Raw genomic sequence first — 21,943 nt, forward strand, 5'->3', positions numbered from 1 at the left:
GGGTGCTGACCCTCAAGGCGGCTGGGCTGCTCGACGTCGACGCCGGCGAAATCGTCCGGCCCGGCGTCGTGCACATCGACGGCGACCGGATCGCGGGCGTCGGCGACGACGGCGCTGCGGAGTCGGAGACCGTGCTCGACCTCGGTGACTCGATTCTGCTTCCGGGCCTGATGGACATGGAGGTCAACCTGCTGATGGGCGGTCGCGGTGAGAACCCCGGCCTGTCCCAGGTGCAGGACGACCCGCCGACGCGGATGCTGCGTGCGGTCGGCAATGCCCAGCGCACGCTGCGCGCCGGCTTCACCACCGTCCGCAACCTCGGGCTGTTCGTCAAGACCGGCGGATTCCTGCTCGACGTCGCGTTGAGCAGAGCGATCGACAAGGGCTGGATCGAAGGGCCGCGGATCGTGCCCGCTGGCCATGCGATCACGCCGACCGGCGGGCACCTCGACCCGACGATGTTCGCCGCCTTCATGCCCGGTGTGCTCGAGCTGAGCGTCGAAGAGGGCATCGCCAACGGCGTCGACGAGGTCCGCAAAGCGGTGCGCTACCAGATCAAACATGGCGCGCAGCTGATCAAGGTGTGCTGTTCCGGCGGCGTCATGTCGCTGACGGGAGAGCCTGGCGCACAGCATTATTCGGATGAAGAGCTGCGCGCCATCGTCGACGAGGCGCACCGCCGCGGACTACGGGTGGCCGCCCACACCCACGGCGCCGATGCGGTCAAGCACGCCGTCGAATGCGGCATCGACTGCATCGAGCACGGCTTCCTGATGGACGACGAGGCGATCAAGATGCTCGTCGAAAACGACCGGTTCCTGGTGTCCACCAGGCGGCTGGCCGAAGCCATGGATGTGTCGAAGGCGCCGAAGGAGTTGCAGGACAAGGCCGCCGAGATGTTCCCGAAGGCACGGACATCGATCAAGGCGGCCTACGAGGCAGGGGTGAAGATCGCCGTCGGCACCGATGCGCCTGCCATCCCGCACGGACGCAACGCCGACGAACTCGTGACGCTGGTCGAATGGGGCATCCCGGCCGACGCCGTGTTACGCGCGGCCACCGTCGTCGCGGCCGACTTGATCAAGAATCCGGATCTCGGTCGCATCGCCACGGGCTATCTCGCCGACGTCATCGCCGTGCCCGGCGACCCGGTGGCCGATATCAGCGTTACACAGCGCGTCAACTTTGTAATGAAGGGGGGTAAGGTCTTCCGACATGACGCAGTCACGAACTGAGGACCTCGTCGAGATCCAGCAGCTTCTCGCGAAGTACGCCGTCACCATCACCCAAGGCGACATCGACGGGCTGATCTCGGTTTTCACCTCTGACGGCACGTACAGCGCATTCGGGTCGACGTACTCGCTGGCACGCTTCCCCGAACTCGTCGAGGCCGCCCCCAAGGGGCTGTTCATGACGGGCACGTCGCTGGTGAACTTCGACGAGAGCGATGCCGACAAGGCCACCGGCACGCAGCCGCTGTGCTTTATCGAACACTCCAAACACGACATGCGCATCGGCTACTACAACGACACCTATGTCCGCACCTCCGATGGTTGGCGGCTGAAAACCCGTGCCATGACGTTCATCCGGCGCAGCGGCGACCACGACTCGGGTCGGCCGCACGCCATCGGAAGGCCGGAAGCCGGATGACCGAGTCGTTCGAGCCCTCCGAATTTCGTGCGAAGTTGGTGTCCTGGCTCGACGCCAATGACCTGGCCCCATCGCCGGACGACAATTCGCTGGACGCGCATCAGGCTCAGCACCAGCGAGTGCTGGGTGCGCTGTACGACGCGGGCTGGATGCGGTACGGGTGGCCGGAGTCGGTGGGCGGCCTCGGCGGTCCGGCGATCCTGCGGGCCATCGTCGGCGAAGAGGTCGTCGGCCGCGGACTCGACCATCCGGGGCCGTACTCGATGCTCGAGGTGCTGACCCCGACCATGATCGATTACGCGCGACCCGAATTGGCCGCCGCGATGGTGCCTCGGTTGCTGTCGGGTCGCGAGACCTGGTGCCAGGGGTTCTCCGAGCCGGGTTCGGGCAGCGATCTGGCGTCGCTGACGACACGCGCCGAGCAGCGCGGCGACGACTGGGTGATCAACGGGCAGAAGGTGTGGACCAGTTACGCGCAATACGCCTCGCGGAGCGTGCTGTTGACCCGCACCGGCGATCGGGACACGCCGAATCACGAAGCACTGACTGCGTTTTTCGTCGATCTGGACAGCCCAGGCGTCACGGTGCGGCCGCTACGCACCATGCACGACGTCGACGAATTCTGCGAGGTGTACTTCGACGACGTGGTGGTGCCCGCCGATCGCATGCTCGGCAGTGTCGGCGACGGCTGGCGGCTGGCGATGGACCTCCTGCCGTATGAGCGCTCGACGTGTTTCTGGCAGCGCATCGCCTACCTGTACTCGCGATTCGACGCACTGATAGAAGCCGTGAAACGGGTCGGCACCGCAGTGGATTCGGATCTGGGCGAAGCCTATCTGGCGCTGCACACGCTGCGGTGCAGGTCGCGGGGCACGCAGCTGCGGCTGGCCGACGGCCAGAAGCTGGGGCCCGAGACCTCCATTGATAAGGTATTGCTTGCCGGCGCCGAACGCAGGCTCTACGACACCGTACGTGATCTGCTGCCGGGCGTGATCGAGCTCGAGGGAACGCCTTGGCGCACCGAGTTTCTGTATTCGCGTGCCGCTTCCATCTACGGGGGGACCGCTGAAGTGCAGCGCAACATCATCGCCCGGCGCCTGCTGGATCTCGGGAAGGAGTGATCGTGGACACCCAGTCACTCGCGATGCTCGAAGACAGCCTGCGCAAGGCGATGTTGTCGAGCTCGGGCGCCGAACTCGATGCGGCGCTGGCCGACCTCGGCTGGGCCGACATGCTCTCGGACATGCCCGACGTGGCGATACCGCTGGTGTTTCGGTTGCTCGGCGAAACCGGCTCGCACGCATCGGTTCTCAACGATGTGCTGCTGGAGACCATCGGCGGCCTGCCTGGCGGGACACCACCGATGCCCTACACCGGCAACAACTGGGTGGTGTGGGAGCGTACGCCGACCACTGACACGACGTTGGGTGGCCTGCCGCTGCGGCGGGTGCCCGACGGCGAGTTGATGCGGATGGGCGAGGCGCGGCGGGCCATCGGCTGGTGGCTGGTGGGCGCGGCTCGCGCGATGCTGGCCTTGGCGCGCCAGCATGCGCTCGACCGCATTCAGTTCGGCAAGCAGATCGCATCGTTTCAGGCGATCCGGCACCGGCTGGCCGAGACACTGGTCGCCATCGAGGGCGCCGAGGCGACGCTGAGCCTGCCGGGCACCGAAAGCGGCGACCTGACCGCGATGTTGGCCAAGGCCGCCGCGGGTCGGGCCGCATTGGTCGCGGCCGAGCACTGCCAGCAGGTGCTCGGCGGCATCGGCTTCACCGCCGAGCACGAGATGCACCACCACGTCAAGCGCGCCCTGGTGCTCGACGGATTGCTCGGCAGCGCAAAGGAACTCACCCGCAAGGCCGGCGCGGGTCTGCGGGCCCGCGGCTCGGCTCCCCGCCTGGCCCACCTCCCCTAAATCCCCTCACGTTTTTCCGCGAGCGTGCGTGTCTGCGGGCGACACGCCGATCAAATCACGGAGTTTGCGCACGCTCACAGGAACTTTTGCGCACGCTCGCGGGAAATAAGGTGCGGGACTATGGGATCGAACGCATGGCCGCCACCGTCGGTGTTGCTTTCGCGAGCGTGCGCTATCGCTCCCGCGAGCGTGCGCAAAATTGGCTTTTCTATCGCGTGTCGCGCTGCAGACACGCACGCTCGCCGCAAAAAAAGGCTCGCCGCAAAAAAGGGGCTCGCCCTCAAGAGGGAGGGCTCGCCCAAGGAACTACTTGAGGTTGGCCTTCATTTCGTCCAGGTTCACCAGCACCGGCCAACCGCCGACGCTGAGCGCGTTGCCGTGTCCGGTCTGGTGGATGTCGAACACCGACTGGATGGCCGCGTAAAACCCCTGCACGTCGAGGGTTTGGTTGACCGCGCGCTTGGCCTGCCGCAGGGCGAACGGCGGCATCTTGGCGATCTGCGAGGCCAGCGCGCGCGTTTCGCTGTCGAGCTGATCACGAGGCACCACCTTGTTCACCATCCCGGTGCTCGCGACCTCGTCGGCGGTCATCGCTCGGCCGGTGAACAGAATCTCCTTGGCCTTGCGCGGCCCGAGTTCCCAAGTGTGACCGTGGTATTCCACGCCGCCGATGCCCATCAGCACCACGGGATCGGAGAACTGCGCGTCGTCGGCGGCGATGATCAGGTCGCACGGCCAGCACAACAGCAACCCGCCGGAGATGCACCTGCCCTGCACGGCGGCGATCGACGGCTTCGGCACATTGCGCCACCGCAGCGTGTACTCCAGATAGCGCCTGGCCTCGTGCTGGATGACGAACTCGAGGGTGATCTTGTCGGGCACCGGTCCCCCACCCCGCAGGTCGTGTCCGGCCGAGAAGTGTTTGCCGTTGGCCCGCAACACAATCACCGCGACGTCGTTGTCCTCGGCGGCGCGGGTCCAGGCGGCGTCGAGCTCGTCGAGCAGTTCCGGGTTCTGGGCGTTGGCCGCCTCCGGCCGGTTGAGCGTGATGGTGGCGATGCGGTCGCTGACGTCGTAGTCGATGTACACGGCTGGATCCTTCTAGTTGCGGGGCAGTCCCAGCAGCCGCTGGGCGATGATGTTGCGCTGGATCTCGGATGTGCCGCCGGCGATCGTGCCGCCGAAGGTGCGCAGATAGCGCTCGAACCATCCGGACCGGTAGAGGTCGAGGTGATACGGCGAGTACGGGCCCGAAACGCTCGGATGGCTTAGCGCGTCGGCGCCGACGGCCGCCAGCGCGCGGTCGCTGGCTATCTGCGATGCCTCCGAACCGAACAGCTTGAGCACCGACGCCGCGGACGGGTCCTCGGCGCCACCGGCGGCACGGGCCAACGCGATCGAGCCCATCAGCCGCAGCGCCTGGTTGTCCATCACCAGCCTGGCGAAGTCGTCTCGATCCAGCACCGTGCGCCGAGGATAGTCTTCGATGAGCTCCTGAAGGCGGTCGGCGTAGCTGAGCCACAACATGTTTCGCTCGTGGCCGAGGGACCCGTTGGCCACCCGCCAGCCTTCGTTGAGCGGGCCGACGAGATTGCCTGCGGGCACCCGCACGTCGTTGAAGAACACCTCGTTGAAATCGAGGTCGTCCTGCCCGCATGCCGAAGCGAACGGCCGTCGCACCACGCCGGGCAGATCGGTGGGGATGATCAGAGCGCTGATGCCCTTGTGCTTGGGCGCATCCGGATCGGTCCGCACGAACGCCAGCAGCACGTCGGCGTCGTGGGCGCCCGACGTCCAGACCTTCTGGCCGTTCACCACGAAGTAATCGCCGTCGAGCACCGCCCGCGTCCGCAGCGACGCCAGGTCAGAGCCCGCCCCCGGCTCGCTCATGCCCAGCGAGGCGGTGATCTCGGCGCGAAGGATTGGCACCGCCCAGTCCCGCTGCTGCTCGGGTGTGCCGAAGGAGATGAGCGAGGCGGCAATAATCCCGACGCCTTGCGGGTTATACGTCTGGTAGATCCGACGTCTGGAGAGCTCGAGCTGATATGCGTACTGCTGCAGAAGGGTGGCGTCACGGCCGCCGAACTGGGGCGGGTAGCCCGGCACCAGCCAGCCCTTGTCGAACATCAGGCGCTGCCAGCGGCGGGCCCACTGCGGGATGTCGCTGCTCGACCACGACCGGTCATGCGCTTGCGCCTCGGGCGGCAAATTCTCGTCGAGGAATGCCACGAACTCGGCGCGGAACGCCTCCACGTCGGCATCAAATGTCAGCTGCATGCGCTCCCAGCCGGTCGCCAGAATCGGTAGGACTTCCGTTATCAATAGGATGAGAATAGTATTCTCATAGTGAGAAAGTTACAATCTCCGACACGATGGCCGCGAGGGGGTCGAGGACCGCAATGGCAAGACGTTCTCCGGTACAGTCAGTTCATGCTCTCAATAACCGGCAACCCCCCGAGCCGCCGGTGACAAGCCCGAGCGAAGAGCCTGCCTGGAAGCAGCGCGCGGTCGAACGTTCGATCAAGACAGCGAAGCTCCGGGCCGCGCAACGAGTCCAGCGGTTCCTGGATGCCGCGCAGGCGATCATCATCGAAAAGGGCAGCACCGACTTCACCGTGCAAGAGGTCGTCGACCGCTCGCGGCAGTCACTGCGCAGCTTCTACCTGCAGTTCGACGGTAAGCACGAACTGCTGCTGGCGCTGTTCGAGGACGCGCTGAGCCGCTCGGCCGACCAGATTCGCGCGGCGACGGCCAACCACGACGATCCGATGGAGCGGCTGAAGGTCGCCGTCCAGTTGCTGTTCGAGTCGTCGCGTCCTGACCCGAACGCCAAGCGTCCGCTGTTCACCGACTTCGCGCCGCGCCTGCTGGTCTCGCATCCCGCTGAGGTCAAGGTCGCGCACGCGCCGCTGCTCGCGCTGCTGACCGAACTGATGGAGGACGCCGCCGCGGCGGGCCGGCTTCGGCCCGATATCAACCCCAAGCGGATGGCCGCGATGACCATGCAGACGGTGATGTTCGTCGCACAGTCCAGCGGCGACACCGACGAAGCGACCAGCCACCCCATCACGGCAGACGAGGTGTGGGACTTCTGCTCGCGCGGCTTTGCCGCATAGTCGAGAACCCGATTCTCAAGGTCTTAGAACGCGCCTTACACTGACGGGCGTGCCCGCAATCCGGGTTCCTGGTCAGACGATCCACGGGTCCGAGCTACCACGGCAAAAAACCGAAAACCGCGGCCGCTTCTTCACAACCATATGAGAAGCTGATTCTACCAAACAGAGAGTTCAAATCGCGAAAACGGAACGTCCCATTGACACCCCTGCAACGCCGGTGCGAGAGTTTGTGAGACACGTGACATCCATCTGTCTTACGCCGTCCTGGTCTCCGCGAAAGGCGACACCGTGACACTCGATGCGCCCAGAACCGCCACCAGCGACGTCTACTTCGACCCGTACGACGTCGGCATCAACGCCGACCCGTACCCGACGTTCCGGCGGCTGCGTGAGGAAGCACCGCTGTACTACAACGCCAAACACGACTTCTACGCGCTGAGCCGCTTCGCCGACGTGAACAGGGCGCTGGTCGATCACGAGACCTTCAGCTCCGCGCGCGGCGCCATCGTCGAATTGATCAAAGCCAACATCGAGATCCCGCCGGGCACGGTCATTTTCGAGGATCCACCGATCCACGACATCCACCGCAAGCTGCTGGCCCGAATGTTCACCCCCCGTAAGGTGAACGCGCTGGAACCGGTGATCAGGGAGTTCTGCGCACAGTGCCTCGACCCGCTGATCGGGGCGGAGCGCTTCGACTTCGTCGCCGACCTCGGCGCGCAGATGCCGATGAGGGTGATCAGCGCACTGCTCGGCATCCCCGAAGACGATCAGGAGATGATCCGCGACCACGCCAACGCGCAGCTGCGCACCGAGGCGGGCCAGCCGATGAAAACCGAGGGGGCCGGCATGGCGTTCGGCGAATTGTTTCAGACCTACATCGACTGGCGGGCCGAGCACCCGTCGGACGACATCATGACCGAACTGCTCAACGCGGAGTTCGTCGACGAAACCGGCACCACCCGCCATTTGACGCGCCAGGAGTTGCTCACCTACCTCAATGTCGTGGCCGGCGCAGGCAACGAGACGACGACGCGGCTGATCGGTTGGGCGGGCAAGGTTTTGGCCGATCATCCCGACCAGCGCCGTGAGCTCGTGGAGAACCCGTCGCTGATTCCGCAGGCGATCGAGGAGCTACTGCGTTTCGAACCTCCCGCGCCGCACGTTGCCCGCTACGTGACCCGCGACGTGGAGTTCTACGGCCAGACCGTGTCCGAGGGCAGCGTGATGATGATGCTGATCGGCTCCGCGGTGCGCGACCATCGCCAATTCCCGCCCGACGGCGACGTTTTCGACATCCACCGCGAGGTGCGCCAGCATCTGGCCTTCAGCGTCGGCACCCATTACTGCCTCGGCTCGGCGCTGGCCCGCCTCGAGGGACGCGTCGCGTTGGAGGAGATATTCAAACGGTTCCCGGAGTGGGACGTCGACATGGCCAACGCGTCGCTGTCCCCGACATCAACTGTCCGCGGCTGGGAATCCATGCCGGCTGTGCTCAAGTGAAAACCCACCCGCTATCGACGAATTGAGGTTGCGAATATGGCAGGACGTGTAGAAGGCAAGGTCGCATTCATCACCGGCGCCGCGCGCGGGCAGGGCCGCGCCCACGCCGTGCGGTTGGCCGAAGAAGGCGCCGACATCATCGCCGTCGACATCTGTAAGCAGATCGACAGCGTCCGGATTCCGCTGGCCACCCCCGAGGATCTGGCCGAAACAGCCGACTTGGTGAAGGGGCTTAACCGCCGCATCTACACCGCCGAGGTCGACACCCGCGACTTCGAGGCCCTCAAGGCCGCCGTCGACGCCGGCGTCGAGCAGCTCGGCCGGCTGGACATCATCGTCGCCAACGCCGGCATCGGCAACGGCGGTGCGACGCTGGACAAGACCAGCGAGGGCGACTGGACCGACATGATCGACGTCAACCTCGGCGGTGTCTGGAAGACGGTGAAAGCCGGTGTGCCGCATATCCTTGCTGGTGGCCGCGGCGGGTCGATCATCCTGACCAGTTCGGTCGGGGGCCTGAAGGCCTACCCGCACACCGGGCACTACGTCGCCGCCAAACACGGTGTGGTGGGCCTGATGCGGACATTCGCTGTCGAACTCGGCGCGCAGAACATCCGGGTGAACTCGGTGCACCCGACCAATGTGAACACCCCGCTGTTCATGAACGAAGGCACCATGAAGCTGTTCCGGCCCGATCTGGAGAACCCGGGTCCCGACGACATGAAGGTCGTCGCGCAGATGATGCACACGCTGCCGATCGGCTGGGTGGACCCGGAGGACATCGCCAACGCCGTGCTGTTCCTCGCCTCCGACGAGGCCCGTTACATCACCGGTGTGACCCTTCCGGTCGACGGCGGCAGCTGCCTGAAGTAGCGGCGCCCCGTGACACTTGCGGAGCTGTCGATCCCGCAGAGCTGGGAGGCGATCACACCTGAGTGGATGACGACGGCGCTCGGTTCTCACCATCCCGGCGTCGTCGTGGACCGGGTGCGGGTCGCACTTCGCGACGACGGCACCAACCGGCGCGCGCGCCTGGAGCTGAGCTATGCGGCAGGCTCGGGGCCCGCGACGGTGTTCGCCAAGGCGGTCGACCCGGCGCATGCCGAACTCGTCGCGCTGACCAGTGGCCTGTACCACGAGCCTCGACTGTTCGCGTCGGAAGTGCCGCTGCCGCTTGATCATCCGGCGGTGTACGTGGCGCTGATCGACGAGGAGCGCGCCGACTTCCTGATGATCATGGAGGACGTCGTCGCCCGCGGCGGCGATCCTCGCGACTCCACCCGGCCGATGACCGTCGACCAAGCGGCCAGCGGGGTCCGCGGTCTTGCCCGGTTGCACAGCCAGTACTGGGGTGACCGGCTGACACGCCATCCCGCACTCGGCTGGGTGGAACCGTTCGTCGCCTTCGACGGGCTTCAGTACGCGCCGTTGGACATCGCTCGCGAGCGGTTGGGCGACGCAGTGCCCGCCGAAATCCCCGCGTTGAGCGGCGAGGAGTTGTTCGTCGACATCTGGGCCCGCTACATCGCGACGCTGACCGGACCGTCGTCGCCCCAGACGCTGCTGCACGGCGATCCGCACATCGGCAACACCTATGTGCTGCCCGACGACGAAGCCGGCTTCCTGGACTGGCAGATGGTGCGCCGCGGCAACTTCTCGCTCGATCTCGGCTACTTCCTTCAGGGCGCACTGACCATCGAGCAGAGGCGTCGCAGCGAGCGGGAGTTGCTCGAGGAATACCGCGACGCGCTGACGCTGCCCGCCGAGGAGATGCCCAGCGCCGCGGAAATGCTGCTGCGATACCGCGCGTCCGTCGCCCACGGGCTGGCGATCTGGATGGCGACGCTGTCGGGCGGCGACGCATGGCAGCGTCCGGAGATCTGCCTGGCCCTGGTGCAGCGCTACGCGCAGGCCTTCGTCGACCTCGACACCCGTGCAGCGATCGACGCCATCGCCTAGTTGCCCGGCCGCGGGATAGTCTCGCGCAGTGGAGACATTCGAGGGCCGCGGCGCAGTCATCACCGGCGGGGCGAGCGGAATCGGTTTCGCGTGCGCCAGGCAGTTCACCCGCCGCGGGGCACACGTCGTGCTTGCCGACATCGATCAGGCAACGCTCGACTCGGCCGTCGAGCAACTGCGCGCCGAGGGCGCCGACGCGCACGGGGTCGTCTGCGACGTCACCAAGCTGGACGCCGTCGAGCACCTCGCCGATGAAGCGTTTCGGCGGCTCGGCGAGGTGAACCTGGTCTTCAACAACGCCGGCATCGCCTATGCGGGGCCGATCGCCGATGTCACCCCCGGCGACTGGCGCTGGGTGATCGACGTCGATCTGTGGGGTCCGATTCACGGCGTCGAGGCGTTCCTGCCGCGCCTGCGCGAACAGGGCGGCGACCGCCACATCATGTTCACGTCGTCATTCGCCGGGCTGGTCGGCAACGCCTACCTCGGCCCGTACTCCGTCGCGAAGTTCGGTGTGGTCGCATTGGCCGAAGGCCTGTCGCGCGAGCTGAAAAGCGAGGGCATCGGGGTCTCGGTGCTCTGCCCGATGATCATCGAAACCAACTTGATCGCCAACTCGCAGCGCATCAGAAGCGGCGACTACGGCGCCCGCAGCGAGCAGACTGAGGAGACCGCGCAGGATCTGTCGGCGCTGGCGGCACCGACCGACAGCAGTGTGGACGTCGACGCGGTGGCACGGCTTACCGCCGACTCGGTCGTCGCCAACCGGTTGTACATCCTTCCGCACCGCGCGGCCCGGGAATCGATCCGGCGGCGCTTCGAGCGCATCGATCGCACCTTCGACGAGCAAGCCGCCGGGGGCTGGAGCCACTGAGCCTCCGGTTCAGCCGAGTATCGGGAAGCGCCGCTTGTCGGCCAACTCGTCGAGCGCGGCCTGCATGACGTGGCGGACATGCGCGTCGACCGCGTCGATGTCGGGATTGTCGCCGAACTCCTTCACCACGTCGATCGGGTCGAGCACCTGGGTGACGATCTTCGTCGGCAGCGGCACATTCGGCGGGAAGATCATCGAGAACCCGAACGGGAACCCGAAGCTGATCGGCAGGATTTCCAGCCGCGCACGCTTCAGGCCCAGCCGTCGGGCGATCGAGTCGCCGCGGATCAGATACAGCTGGTTCTGCTGCGCGCCGATCGACACCATCGGCACGATCGGCACACGGGATTCGATGGCCGTCCGAACGTATCCGGTGCGGCCGGCGAAGTCGATCGTGTTCTCCTGCAACGTCGAACGGTACGAGTCGTAGTCTCCGCCGGGAAACACCAACACGAGTGCACCGGTGTGCAACGCCTTCGCCGCGTTGTCCCGGCTGGCTTCGATGACCCCGACGCGATGCAGCCAGTCGTTCATCGGCCCGATGAACAGCCCGTAGTGGGCGAGGGTGTACAGCGGACGGTCGTAGCCGAATTGGTTGTAGAACGCCGGCGCGAAGATCAGCACGTCGGGCGTGAACATCCCGCCCGAATGGTTGGACACCAGCAGCGCGCCGCCCTGGCGGGGGATCGCGTCGAGGCCGCGCACCTCGGCCCGGAAGTACCGCCTGATCGCGGGGCCGACCCACGTGTTGACGCGTTCGGTGAAGGCCGGGTCCCATTTGGTGGCCGGGTCCGTGCCGATGTCGTCGACGCCGTTGTCGCCCATGTGTTTCCTTCGTCCGCGCTGGGATGCCCATACCCACAGCGGGCGTCGGCCACACCCCGAGCGACGAGTTCAGCGCTCGTGGCCGGGGCCCAACTGGTAGTCACCGGTGCGCGGGTTGTGGTACCACCCGTCTGCCGCCTGCGTTCCGCCGTCGACGTGGATGGTCTGCCCGGTGATGTAACTGGACATGTCGGAGGCGAGAAACACCGCCGCGCCCGCCATTTCGTCGACGTGCCCGACGCGGCGCATGGGGATCATGCGGCTGGCCGTGGCGAGCACGCCGTCCTGCGCGATCCGCGTCAGCCCTTCGGTCACTGTCAGGTCCGGCGCCAGCGCGTTCACCCGGATGCCGTGGGTGGCCAGTTCGAGGGCGGCCGTCTTGGTGTAGTTGATGACGCCGGCCTTGGCGGCCGCGTACGCCGCGTAACCGGGCGCCCCTCGCCATCCTTCGATCGATGTCACGTTGATGATGCTGCCGGGCAGTTCGGCCTCGACGAGGCACCGGGCCACCCGCTGCGTGCACAACAGCACATGGCGCAGGTTCGATCGGTACAGGGCGTCCCATCCGTTCTCGGTGGTCTCCAGCAGTGGTGAGGCGAACGTCCCGCCTGCGTTGTTGACCAGAATACTCACGGGGCCAAGCTCATTGGCTGTCTGCTCCAGCGCGGTGTCGACCTGGGTGCTGTCGCGGACGTCGGTGACGATGCCCAGAGCGCCGACGGCGTCGGCGGCCGCCGCGCAGGTGTTCGGGTTGCGTTCCCAGATGGCGACTCTGGCGCCGAATGCGGTCAGTCCTTGCGCGATGCCGCGCCCGATGCCCTCTCCCCCGCCGGTGACGACGGCGACGCGCCCGGTCAGCAGGATGTTCGACGGATCGATGGCCATGTGCGTTACCCCGTCTTGGTGGTGCGGATGCCAAGGCCTGCGGGTGCGGTGCCGATGATGCCGTGATCTTCGAGTTCGGCGATCTCCTCATCGCTCAGCCCGAGGCCGGACAGCACCTCGCGGTTGTGCTGGCCGAGCAGCGGCGCGGGTGCGCGGTGGTGGCGCCGCGGCCCCGAGGAGATTCGCATCGGGAGCGTGCTGTGACGAGCGGTCGGGTTGACGGGGTGGTCGACGTGTTCGTAGAAGCCGCGGTGCACGAGTTGCGGAAGGTCGCCGACGCGGTGCGGCTGCATCACCTTTGCGACGGGCACGCCTGCGGCCCAGAGGGTCTCGACGATCTCGTCGCCTGTTCGTGTCGCGCACCATCGGCTGAGGTGTTCGTCGATCTCGTCGTGGCGGCGGCGTCGTCCCGCGACGTCGGACAGCTCGTCGTCGGCCCAGGACGGGTCACCGAGGGCCGCCACCAGGCCGGCCCACTGCTCGTCGGTGGTCACCGCGATCGCCACCCAGTCGTCGGGCCTGCTGAACTCGTCGAGTTGGCTGGTGCGGTAGAGGTTTTGCGGTGCGGCGGCGGGTCCGCGGTTGCCGTCGCGCTGCAGCAGGTTGCCGTACGCGGAGTATTCGATGATCTGCTCGGCGGCGACGTTGACCGCGGCGTCCACCATCGCGGCCTCGATCCGCACGCCTTCCCCGGTGCGGCGCCGATGCGCCAGCGCCAGCAACAGTGCGTTGAGGCCGTGCACACCGGCGTTGGGGTCGCCAACCGCGTACGGTTCGACGGGGTTCTGGTCGGGATACCCGGTGAGCCAGGTGATTCCGGAGGCATCCTCGATGACGTATGCGAACGCGGGCTTGTCGCGCCACGGGCCGTCCAGCCCGAAGCCCGGCATGCGCATCATGATCGCGTCGGGCCGCAGCCGGTGCACGGCCTCGAAGTCGAGCCCGATCTGGTCGAGAACCCTTGGTGTGTAGTTCTCGACAATGACGTCGCAGGTCTTCACCAGCCGCCTCAGCAGCTCGACGCCGCGCTCGGAGCGGATGTCGAGCGTCACGCTCTTCTTGTTGGTGTTGAGCCCGGAGAAGATCGGCGAACGCTCCCACCATTGCTCCTCGGTGGTCGGCACGCCCGCGATCAGCCGGGTGCCGTCGGGCCGCGCCGCGGACTCGACGTGGATGACTTCGGCGCCGAGTTGGGCGAGCACGTGGGTGCACGACGGCCCGGCCCAGAAGCTCGTCATGTCCAGCACGCGCAATCCCTCGATCCCCAGCCCCGCCCCTTCCTGCGCCGAAACCGACATTTGGGCGGAAAAATCGCCCTTTTTCACGCCCAAATGTCCGTTTGGGCGATACAGGTTGGTGTGTTGGCCGAGGCGGGGAGCCGGTTGCGGGGCCCGCAGCAGCGACGGAGTGGTGCGGTACGGCGGGCCGGGCTGGGTGAACCGGTCGCGTGGGTTCTCGACGAAACTGCCCCGCGCGGCGAACTGGTCGAACGATGTGACGTTGGCGCCGTTGCCGACGGGCGCGTTCGGAATGCGGAACGCGGTGGACAGCTCCAGGATGTCGTCGACGCGGTTCTCCCGCACCCAGCGGTAGATGTCGTCGGCGTGAATGTTGGCCTGTTCGGTGATGGACAGGTCCGACTGCTCGTCGATCCAGTCGTCGTGGCCCGTCATCGCACACAGGTCGAACCACTGCTGCGCGGTGCCGCAGCCCAGCGCCACCAAGCCGTCGGCCGCGGTGGCGACGCCGGGAACGGTCAGCCTGCGCTGGTCGCGGAACGGCCGACCGAGCGCGTCGTGGAATGACACGGAATAGTAAGTCAGACACAGGATTTGCGCTTCGAGCATTGAGACGTCGACCAGACCGGGCGACGACGCGAGAGTGCCCGCGGCGGCGAACGCGCCCGCCAGCCACTCCCCGATCTGGCCCGCCACATGCACCGGCGGGCGGTCCTGGGCGCCGCGGCCGAGGCCGATGACGCCGCCCGACCACGCCTGGGTGGTGAATTCCGTCGCGGGCTTGTCCGACCACGGGCCGTCGAGGCCGAACGGCGTGATCGCCGTGACCGTCAGGTGGGGATGAGCCGAGGCTATTGCGGCCGGGGCGAACTCGTCACGCCCGACGACGGCCGACCCTCGCGACCACACCACCGCGTCCGCGCCCGCCAGCATGTCCCGCAGTAGGTCGGTGTCCTCGGCGCGGTCCGGGTCGACGACGACGCTGTGCTTGGAGCAGGCCAGGAAGCTGAACAGTGCGCTGTCGCCGTCGGCGATGCCGGCGCCCGACGCCGACCAGCGTCGCAGCGAATCACCTTCGGGCGATTCGACTTTGATGACGTGCGCGCCGCCGTCGGCGAGAAGCTTCGTGCAGTAGCCGCCGGCGATGCCGCTCGACAGGTCGACGACGGTGAATCCGTCCAGCGCCGCCACTACGGCTGCTCCTTGCGGTTCTTCTTGCTCAACCGGAACTCCGGAGGAAACTTCGCGTCGTTCTCGTTCACGGCGTCGGCGAGGCCCGCGTCGATCGCATCGCCGAGCATGAAGTCGTCCGCGTCGGGGCGAGCGGCACCGCCCATCGATTCGAACGCCGCCGACAGCAGACTGCCCAGATACTCGCCCTGGAACTGCTTGACGACCTCGAAGAACATCTTCTGCTGAAAGATGCTGTCCACGGGGCGGTTACGCGCGCACGCCAGCGCGTACTTCGATACCTCGGCCTCGAGTTGGTGCCGCGGCACCACCTTGTTGACGAAGTGGCAGGCCCGCATCTCCTCGGCGGTGAACGGTCGCCCGGTGAACACCATCTCCTGGAACGGGCGCAGCCCCATTGTCAGCACCCAGGTCCACATCCGCGGTCCCCAGCCGAAGTAGCGGAACGACGGATGGCCGAACAGTGCGTCGTCGGAGGAGATCACCAGGTCGGCGTCGGCGCACTGGTAGAAGTGCCAGCCGTAGCAGTAGCCCTTGGCCTCGACGATGCTGATCTTCTTGAGCTCCTGCAGCGCCCGGTTGCCCGCGGCCACGTTGGCGTACCACTGCCCCATCGTCGCGCCGTGCCGAAACGACTCCTTCGGCGGATAGGTGACATCGGCGCCCTCGAGCCGCAATTCGGCCAGCCGTTCCTCGTCGGAGGACGCCATGAAGTCCGGCAGGTCGGCCCCGCTGCCGAGATTGTCTCCGACACCGCGGATCACGACGACTTTCACGTCGTCGTCGACGGTGGCTGCGCGCAGCAGATCCGCGTATCGCAGCCGCGCCTCGGCCGTCGGCGCGTTCAGCCGCTCGGGCCGGTTGAATGTGATGGTCGCGATCTTGGTCGCCGGATCCTTCTCGTAGAGGACGATCTGTTCGGCCGGCGGCCGCGCATCTGACGCCATCTGCCCGGCTCAGGCCGTCGCCGATACGGCGCCGTACGTCGGGCTGGACGTGAGCACCTCGGCCCCGTCGTCACCGATCAGGATGGCGTCCCTGCTGAACACCGCGCCGACGCCGGGTTCCCACACGTAGCCGGTGACCGCGAGCACCATGCCGGGCTCCAGCTTCTCGTCGCCGCACGTCGCCGGCAGGTCGGCGGAGATGACGGGCGGGTCGAAGCCGAGGCCCAGGCCGTGCGCAACGGGCGTGGCGGGCAACGGCTCGCCTGCGGTTTCGTAGGCGTCCAGCAGTGCAGTCGCGGCGGCGCCGGGTCGGCATGCGGCGATCAGCTTGTCCCACAGGGCTTCCGACCGCCGATACAGCGCGTCGGCGCCTGCCACGTCGCCGACCGGCCAGGTCCTGCCGACCTCGCCGACGTAGCCGTCGGCCAGGGCGCCTGCAGAGAACGCGACCAGGTCGCCTTCAGCCACGCGGCCGTCGATCGCGCCTCGGCGCCACGAGTGGTCCTTGGGCGTGATCCAGGCGCCGTCCTGGGTCGCGGGTGTGGTGACACCGCCCGCGGCCATCGCCTCCAGCATCGCGCCGGTGAGCGTCTGCTCGGTGACACCGGCCGCCAGTTCGGCGCGGGCCGCATCCAGTGCGCGTTCGGCGACGCCCAGCGCCCCGCGCAGCACGGCGATCTCGTCGACCGTCTTGATCCGCCGGGCCGCCCGTAGCGCCGGTTCGGCGTCCACGATCTCGGCGTTGGGGAACGCCATCGGCAGCAGTTGCGCGAATGTCGGTGTCAGGGAGTCGGTTCCGACGCGACGGAAGCTCTCGGCGCCCGGCAGCTTCTTGAGCACGTCGATCAGCGTCATCGGATTCCACGCCAGCCCGTAGAGGTGATCGTGACCGATCTCGTCGGGGATGCCCTCGTCCCACGTGCTGTTGAGGTGGATCTCACCGGTCGAGCGGATCACTTCGCAGATCGGCCCGAACGGGCGGGTGCCCGCCACCCACAACTGCGGCGCGCCGGTGACGTAGCGGACGTTGGCCTGCCTGCCGAGCACCAGGATGTCGATGTCGTTGGCGGCCATCTGCGCCAGCGCGCGTTCGCGCCTGCCGCGGCGCAATTCGGCTGGGTCGGGAAGGATTTCGAGCGCCATCAGTTCCGTCCGTACGGCGTGTAGGGGTAGTCCGTGATCGATTGATAACCGTCGTCGGTGATCACCACGATCTCCTCACTGCGATAGCCGCCGGTGCCGTCCTCCCACACCACGGGCTCGAGCACCAGCAGCATCCCTGCGGGGAAGACGAAGTTGTCGTCGAACTCCTCACCGAGATCGGTTCCGATCATCGGCATTTCGGCGGCGTTGGTGCCGATGCCGTGACCCAGATAGAAGTGCGGCAGCCACGGTTTGGCGCCGCCGTTGGCGGCGATCGCGGCGCGCGCCAGGTCACCGCTGGTGGCACCGGCCTTGGTGACCGACAGCACCGCGGACAGAATCTCCTGCCATTTCTCGAATTGCGCGTGCTGGCGGTCGGACACCTCGTCGCCGACGAGCCAGGTGCGGCCGAAGTCCGAGCAATACCCCTTGTAGGTGATGCTGACGTCGGTCCACAGCACGTCGCCGCGTTCGAGTTCCCGCTCGGTGGTGAGCAGCGGCAGCGCCAGGTCGCCGGTGGTGGTCCACACCGAACCGCTCGTCTTGGTGGTGGGCATCACCTGCCATATCGCCTCGAGCATGTTGGCGGTGGCGCCGAGTTCGAAGGCCCGGCGCACGAACGCCGCCGACAGGTCGACCTGGCGCACCCCGGGTGCGAGCGCCTTCTGCACGTCGACCATCGCTTCCTCGGTGATGCGGCAGGCGTTGCGCACGCACGAGATCTGGTCGGGCGTCTTGACCAGCTTGGCGGTGCCGACGACCGGCGCGGCGTCCGACGGCGGTCCGGACGCGAACAGCCGCGCCTGGGCCCTGCGCATGGCGCCGGTCAACTCGTCGACGGCGACCTTTGCGCCCGCGGGCAGCAACTCGGCCAGCACCGACTCGAAACGCGCGACGCCCTCGTCGAATTCGAGGTAGAGCGGCGGATGGATGTGGTCCTCGGGCACTTCGGTTTCCGACGCCGAGCCCTCCCGCAGCGGCATGAACACGTGCGGGTGCTCGTCGTCGGCCAGCACGACCGCGACCGGTCGTTCGACGTGCGACAGACCCGCATCCAGCAGCGGCCAGCTGATGCCGGTGGCGTACACGACGTTGCCGTTGCCCAGCAGGATGACCGCGTCGACGCCCTTCTCTTTCATGGAATCGCGAAGACGTGCCCCGCACTCCAGGTACATGCGGGCGGTGTCGGGCAGATCCGGGATGTCGATCGCGGAGCTGCCCCTGGTTGCGAATGTTGTCATCTAGATACCCAGGAACCTCTTGATGTTTCCGCTGACGATCTTGGCGGCGTCGTCTGGGCCGACCGCGTCGACGACCGTGGCGAGCGACTTCTCGGAATACCCGAAGGTGCTCTCGTTGTGCGGGTAGTCCGACGACCAGAACACCCGCTCCACGCCGATGCGGTCGATCAGCTGCAGGCCGAGCGGGTCGACCATGAACGACGCGCTCATGTGGTTGTCCCAGTAATAGCGGACGTCGTGCTGCAGGTCGTGGTTGAACATGTGCCGGTAGGACGCGAGCAGGTGTTCGGCGTCCTGCAGAGCGGTTGGCACCCAGGCGATTCCGCCTTCGAACCAGCCGATCTTCAGCTTCGGGTGGCGATCCAGGATCCCGGAGAAGACGTACTTGGCGAACTGCTCACGGAACGAGTCGACGTTGATCATCATGCCGACGACGACGCTGTTGTGCTGGCACGGCGTCTTCGGCGGTGTCTCGCCGATGTGGTGGGTGACCGGAAGCCCGGCGTCTTCGATCTCGTCCCAGACGGCGTCCATCGCGCTGCTGCCGTAGTCGTAGATGTTGCCGTCGTCGTCCTTACCCGGATTCAGCGGAAGCAGAAACGTCTTCAGGCCCAACGACTTCAACTGCTCGAGGGTGCTCCTCGTGCCCTTGGGATCCCACCAGTTGATCAGCCCGACGCCGTAGAAGTGGCCGTTGCTGCGCTCCTGCAGCTCGGCCATCGTCTCGTTGTAGATGCGGAAAACCCGCTCACGCAGCGTCCTGTCCGGGTAGTGGAAAAGCGCCAGCACCGCGTTCGGGAAGGCGAGTTCCTTGTCGACGCCGTCGTCGGCCAGTTCCCGGATGCGCGCTTCGATGTTGTTGGTGGCCGCGCCCGCCATGTCGTCGTACTGCATCAGCACGCGGCCGAAATCGCCGCCGACCCACGACTTGCCGTTGATGCCGACCATGTAGGCACCGTCTTCGTACCAGATGCGCGGCGCCTGGCCCTTGAGTTCCTCGGGGAAGCGTTCATAGAAGATGTCGTCGGCGACCGAGATGTGGTTGTCGGCGGAGAAGATCTCGGTGCCCGAGGGCAGGCCGAGTTGGGCGCTCAGGCTGCCGTTGGCCTCCGCGGCCGCACGCGCATGCCGGTGCTTGGGGGCGCCGAAGCCTTCCGGCGGATAGAGCGTCGCTGTGGGAGCGGACATCGTCGGTACTCCAATCGGGCTGTGGGACAGGGCTGTCGGTGCTACCAGGTCACCGGAAGTTCGTAGACGCCGTAGGCGAGGCGGTCGTGTTTGAACGGCACCTCATCGATCGGGATGGCCAGCTTCAGCGTCGGGATGCGGCGCAGCAGCGTGTGGAACACGATCTGCAGCTCGGCGCGTGCGAGCTGCTGACCGACGCACTGATGGCGGCCGTATCCGAAGCCCAGCTGCTGACCGGCGTCGCGGGTGAGGTCGAGCTTGTCGGGCTCGGGATAGGCCGACGCATCCCAGTTCGCCGGTGCCAGGTCGAGGATGATGCCCTCGCCGGCGCGGATGGTCTCGCCGGCGATCTCGATGTCCTCGATGGCCACCCGGCGCTGGCCGTTCTGGATGATCGACAGGTAGCGCATCAGCTCTTCGACGGCGTTCGCGATGAACTTGGGGTCGTCGGAATCCCTTAGCAGTGCGGCCTGTTCGGGGTTTTCCAGCAGCGCGAGCACACCGATGCCGATCATGTTCGCCGTCGTCTCGTGTCCGGCGATCAACAGCCCGGTGCCGAGTTGGGCGGCTTCTTTTATGCTGATCTCGCCGGCGTTGACGCGTTCGGCGAGATCGGACACCGCGTCCTCGGACGGGTTCTCCATCTTCGCCTTGACGAGGTTGATCAGGTACTGGGCCAACCCCATCGCGCCCTTCTGGCCGTCCTCCGCGGTGGCGTAGCGGGCCAGCCCGACGTTGGCGTGGTGTTGGAAGAACTCGTGGTCTTCGTATGGCACGCCGAGCATTTCGCTGATCACCCTGGTGGGTACCGGCAGCGCGAGCTTGGCGACGATGTCGGCAGGCTGCGGGCCCGCCAGGATCTCGTCGATGCACTCGTCGGTGACCGACTGGATGGCCGGGCGCAGCCCCTCGACGCGTTTGAACGTGAACGGCTTGGACAGCATGCGCCGGAACCGGGTGTGCTGCTCGGCGTCGGAGGTGAACACCGATCGCGGCCGCTTGTGCACGGTGGAGAGCATGTGCTCGTTCCAGTGCGGGAAGCCCTCGCGCCGGTCGTCGACGCTGACCCGCGAGTCGGCGAACAGTTCCCGCGCGACCGCGTGCCCGGTGACCAGCCACGGGGTGCTGCCGTCCCAGATCCGTACGCGCGAAAGCGGTCTGGCCGAACCCATCTCGAGCACCTTGGGTGGAGGCGCGAACGGGCACCGGGGATCGCGCTCCATCGGATACTCGGGAATCTCGGCGTTGACGCCGGACGGGTTCTCGGTCAGTGTCTCGGACATATCCTCGGGTTCATTCCTCGATGTCGATGGCCAGGGCCGGGCAGGCCGCAGCGGCATTGCGGACGTCGGATGCCTGTTCGTCGGACGGGCTGTCGTTGAGCAGAACGACGACGCCGTCGTCGTCGCGCTGGTCGAACACCTCGGCGGCGTTCAGCACGCACTGTCCCGACGACACGCACTTGTCCTGATTCACAGTCACTTTCATTCAGGGGTGCTCCGTGACAGGTGCGCGCCACAACCCGACGATGGCATCGATCAGACCGCTTGCGACCGCGCTCCACGTCGTGCGTGGCACCGGTTCGCCCTCGGCGAAGGCGCGCTCGAAATCGGCGCAGGTATGCATCAGCAGGTTGCGCACCATGATGTTTCGTTCGGTGACCACGGCCATGGGCAGATCGGGCAGGCACCGCGTGATGCCTTCGACGACCCGCACCAGCGCCGGCGACGCGAGGGCGTCCTTGACCACGACCTTCTGATACGCCGGGTCGGCCAGCGCCTGTGCGGCGAACCTCGCGTACCACGTCGGGTTGCCCAGTTGCGCCAGGTGCTCGGTCAGCGAGCACACCATGCACGTGATCCAGTCCCGCAGCTCGGTCGAGTCGCCGATTTCGGCGACCATCCGCTCGAGCAGTTGCTCGATCGACGCCCGGTGCTTCTGCTCGATGGCCCGCACCAGATCGGTTTTGGTGCCGAAGTGGTAGCCGACTGCGGCGTTGTTGCCCTGCCCGGCAGCCTCGCTGACCTGGCGGTTCGACACCGCGTACACACCATGTTCGGCGTACAGCCGCTCGGCGGCCTTCAGGATTGCTTCTTGCGTGCTGCTCGCCCGATCGGCGCGCAGTGGCCTGGCGGTGGTCACGGTCACAGTCAACTCGCCAGAGCCGATTAAGTCAAGCGACTGATTTAAATTCCAGGTCCCGCGAGTGGGCGTGTCTGCGTCGGACACGCCGGGAAAATCCCTGATTTCGTGCACGCTCGCGGACCA

General features: G+C 66.7%; 21 protein-coding genes. 9 read left to right on the forward strand and 12 right to left on the reverse strand.

Annotated features, from left to right (window positions below; all coding sequences use genetic code 11):
* Positions 1–2: 2 nt before the first annotated feature.
* Genes CQY20_RS03070 through CQY20_RS03085 form a run of 4 tightly spaced genes read left to right on the forward strand, consistent with a single transcriptional unit; the run spans position 3 to position 3,565 of the window.
* Positions 3–1,235 carry a metal-dependent hydrolase family protein gene (locus CQY20_RS03070; protein ID WP_097938176.1) on the forward strand — a complete coding sequence of 411 codons (1,233 nt, stop codon included), beginning with the start codon at positions 3–5 and terminating at the stop codon, positions 1,233–1,235.
* Positions 1,216–1,650, forward strand: coding sequence for a nuclear transport factor 2 family protein (locus CQY20_RS03075; protein ID WP_097938177.1), 435 nt, complete (start codon positions 1,216–1,218; stop codon positions 1,648–1,650). Before CQY20_RS03070 ends, CQY20_RS03075 begins: the two co-directional genes overlap by 20 nt.
* Complete coding sequence (locus CQY20_RS03080) at positions 1,647–2,771, forward strand: acyl-CoA dehydrogenase family protein (protein WP_097938178.1); 1,125 nt, start codon at positions 1,647–1,649, stop codon at positions 2,769–2,771. Before CQY20_RS03075 ends, CQY20_RS03080 begins: the two co-directional genes overlap by 4 nt.
* Positions 2,772–2,794: 23 nt before the next feature.
* Positions 2,795–3,565 carry an acyl-CoA dehydrogenase family protein gene (locus tag CQY20_RS03085; RefSeq protein WP_163701343.1) on the forward strand — a complete coding sequence of 257 codons (771 nt, stop codon included), beginning with the start codon at positions 2,795–2,797 and terminating at the stop codon, positions 3,563–3,565.
* Between the two features lie 306 nt (positions 3,566–3,871).
* Here CQY20_RS03085 and CQY20_RS03090 read toward each other — a convergent pair whose 3' ends face one another.
* Positions 3,872–4,654: an enoyl-CoA hydratase gene (locus CQY20_RS03090; protein ID WP_097938179.1), complete on the reverse strand. Its 783-nt coding sequence runs from the start codon at positions 4,652–4,654 to the stop codon at positions 3,872–3,874.
* Positions 4,655–4,666: 12 nt separating this feature from the next.
* The gene (locus CQY20_RS03095) at positions 4,667–5,842 is read right to left on the reverse strand and encodes an acyl-CoA dehydrogenase family protein (RefSeq protein ID WP_097938180.1); all 1,176 of its coding nucleotides are present in this window, start codon (positions 5,840–5,842) and stop codon (positions 4,667–4,669) included.
* Between the two features lie 188 nt (positions 5,843–6,030).
* Between CQY20_RS03095 and CQY20_RS03100 the strand changes: the two genes are divergently transcribed.
* The 5 genes from CQY20_RS03100 (at position 6,031) to CQY20_RS03120 (ending at position 11,017) form a co-directional block, all read left to right on the forward strand.
* Positions 6,031–6,681, forward strand: coding sequence for a TetR/AcrR family transcriptional regulator (locus CQY20_RS03100; protein ID WP_174814668.1), 651 nt, complete (start codon positions 6,031–6,033; stop codon positions 6,679–6,681).
* A gap of 288 nt (positions 6,682–6,969) precedes the next feature.
* Positions 6,970–8,184: a cytochrome P450 gene (locus CQY20_RS03105; protein ID WP_097938182.1), complete on the forward strand. Its 1,215-nt coding sequence runs from the start codon at positions 6,970–6,972 to the stop codon at positions 8,182–8,184.
* Positions 8,185–8,220: 36 nt separating this feature from the next.
* Positions 8,221–9,057, forward strand: coding sequence for a mycofactocin-coupled SDR family oxidoreductase (locus CQY20_RS03110; protein ID WP_097938183.1), 837 nt, complete (start codon positions 8,221–8,223; stop codon positions 9,055–9,057).
* A 9-nt stretch (positions 9,058–9,066) separates the two neighbouring features.
* Positions 9,067–10,143: a phosphotransferase gene (locus CQY20_RS03115; protein ID WP_097938184.1), complete on the forward strand. Its 1,077-nt coding sequence runs from the start codon at positions 9,067–9,069 to the stop codon at positions 10,141–10,143.
* Positions 10,144–10,171: 28 nt separating this feature from the next.
* On the forward strand, positions 10,172–11,017 hold the full coding sequence (locus CQY20_RS03120; protein WP_097938185.1) for an SDR family NAD(P)-dependent oxidoreductase: 846 nt from the start codon (positions 10,172–10,174) through the stop codon (positions 11,015–11,017).
* A 9-nt stretch (positions 11,018–11,026) separates the two neighbouring features.
* Here CQY20_RS03120 and CQY20_RS03125 read toward each other — a convergent pair whose 3' ends face one another.
* The 10 genes from CQY20_RS03125 to CQY20_RS03170 form a co-directional block, all read right to left on the reverse strand.
* Complete coding sequence (locus CQY20_RS03125; protein ID WP_097938186.1) at positions 11,027–11,842, reverse strand: lysophospholipid acyltransferase family protein; 816 nt, start codon at positions 11,840–11,842, stop codon at positions 11,027–11,029.
* Between the two features lie 69 nt (positions 11,843–11,911).
* Positions 11,912–12,727, reverse strand: coding sequence for an SDR family NAD(P)-dependent oxidoreductase (locus CQY20_RS03130; protein WP_097938187.1), 816 nt, complete (start codon positions 12,725–12,727; stop codon positions 11,912–11,914).
* Positions 12,728–12,732: 5 nt separating this feature from the next.
* Entirely contained in the window at positions 12,733–15,156 is a 2,424-nt protein-coding gene (locus tag CQY20_RS03135) for a CaiB/BaiF CoA-transferase family protein (protein WP_097938188.1), read from the reverse strand.
* A complete protein-coding gene (locus CQY20_RS03140) occupies positions 15,156–16,103 on the reverse strand; it encodes an enoyl-CoA hydratase/isomerase family protein (RefSeq protein ID WP_097938189.1) in 948 nt (315 codons plus the stop codon). Before CQY20_RS03140 ends, CQY20_RS03135 begins: the two co-directional genes overlap by 1 nt.
* A 9-nt stretch (positions 16,104–16,112) precedes the next feature.
* Positions 16,113–17,246 (reverse strand): M24 family metallopeptidase, encoded by a 1,134-nt coding sequence (locus tag CQY20_RS03145; RefSeq protein WP_097938190.1) that lies wholly within the window; start codon positions 17,244–17,246, stop codon positions 16,113–16,115.
* Positions 17,246–18,487: a M24 family metallopeptidase gene (locus CQY20_RS03150; protein WP_097938191.1), complete on the reverse strand. Its 1,242-nt coding sequence runs from the start codon at positions 18,485–18,487 to the stop codon at positions 17,246–17,248. The genes CQY20_RS03145 and CQY20_RS03150 overlap by 1 nt, the downstream gene beginning before the upstream one ends.
* A complete protein-coding gene (locus CQY20_RS03155) occupies positions 18,488–19,675 on the reverse strand; it encodes an amidohydrolase family protein (RefSeq protein WP_097938192.1) in 1,188 nt (395 codons plus the stop codon).
* Positions 19,676–19,716: 41 nt separating this feature from the next.
* Positions 19,717–20,958: a cytochrome P450 gene (locus tag CQY20_RS03160; RefSeq protein ID WP_097938193.1), complete on the reverse strand. Its 1,242-nt coding sequence runs from the start codon at positions 20,956–20,958 to the stop codon at positions 19,717–19,719.
* Between the two features lie 10 nt (positions 20,959–20,968).
* Positions 20,969–21,163 (reverse strand): ferredoxin, encoded by a 195-nt coding sequence (locus CQY20_RS03165; RefSeq protein WP_097938194.1) that lies wholly within the window; start codon positions 21,161–21,163, stop codon positions 20,969–20,971.
* Positions 21,164–21,817, reverse strand: a complete 654-nt coding sequence (locus CQY20_RS03170; protein ID WP_234816072.1) for a TetR/AcrR family transcriptional regulator — start codon at positions 21,815–21,817, stop codon at positions 21,164–21,166.
* Positions 21,818–21,943: the final 126 nt, after the last annotated feature.

This window comes from Mycolicibacterium agri, from assembly GCF_002553505.1.
Taxonomy (GTDB): domain Bacteria; phylum Actinomycetota; class Actinomycetes; order Mycobacteriales; family Mycobacteriaceae; genus Mycobacterium; species Mycobacterium agri.

Bases quoted from the DNA above. Each gene is read 5' to 3' on its own strand.
- CQY20_RS03150 (WP_097938191.1), bottom strand. From the start codon at position 18,487: ATGACAACATTCGCAACCAGGGGCAGCTCCGCGATCGACATCCCGGAT.
- CQY20_RS03160 (WP_097938193.1), bottom strand. From the start codon at position 20,958: ATGTCCGAGACACTGACCGAGAACCCGTCCGGCGTCAACGCCGAGATT.
- CQY20_RS03080 (WP_097938178.1), top strand. From the start codon at position 1,647: ATGACCGAGTCGTTCGAGCCCTCCGAATTTCGTGCGAAGTTGGTGTCC.
- CQY20_RS03165 (WP_097938194.1), bottom strand. From the start codon at position 21,163: ATGAAAGTGACTGTGAATCAGGACAAGTGCGTGTCGTCGGGACAGTGC.
- CQY20_RS03145 (WP_097938190.1), bottom strand. From the start codon at position 17,246: ATGGCGCTCGAAATCCTTCCCGACCCAGCCGAATTGCGCCGCGGCAGG.
- CQY20_RS03095 (WP_097938180.1), bottom strand. From the start codon at position 5,842: ATGCAGCTGACATTTGATGCCGACGTGGAGGCGTTCCGCGCCGAGTTC.
- CQY20_RS03140 (WP_097938189.1), bottom strand. From the start codon at position 16,103: ATGGCGTCAGATGCGCGGCCGCCGGCCGAACAGATCGTCCTCTACGAG.
- CQY20_RS03155 (WP_097938192.1), bottom strand. From the start codon at position 19,675: ATGTCCGCTCCCACAGCGACGCTCTATCCGCCGGAAGGCTTCGGCGCC.
- CQY20_RS03110 (WP_097938183.1), top strand. From the start codon at position 8,221: ATGGCAGGACGTGTAGAAGGCAAGGTCGCATTCATCACCGGCGCCGCG.
- CQY20_RS03075 (WP_097938177.1), top strand. From the start codon at position 1,216: ATGACGCAGTCACGAACTGAGGACCTCGTCGAGATCCAGCAGCTTCTC.
- CQY20_RS03125 (WP_097938186.1), bottom strand. From the start codon at position 11,842: ATGGGCGACAACGGCGTCGACGACATCGGCACGGACCCGGCCACCAAA.
- CQY20_RS03085 (WP_163701343.1), top strand. From the start codon at position 2,795: ATGCTCGAAGACAGCCTGCGCAAGGCGATGTTGTCGAGCTCGGGCGCC.
- CQY20_RS03130 (WP_097938187.1), bottom strand. From the start codon at position 12,727: ATGGCCATCGATCCGTCGAACATCCTGCTGACCGGGCGCGTCGCCGTC.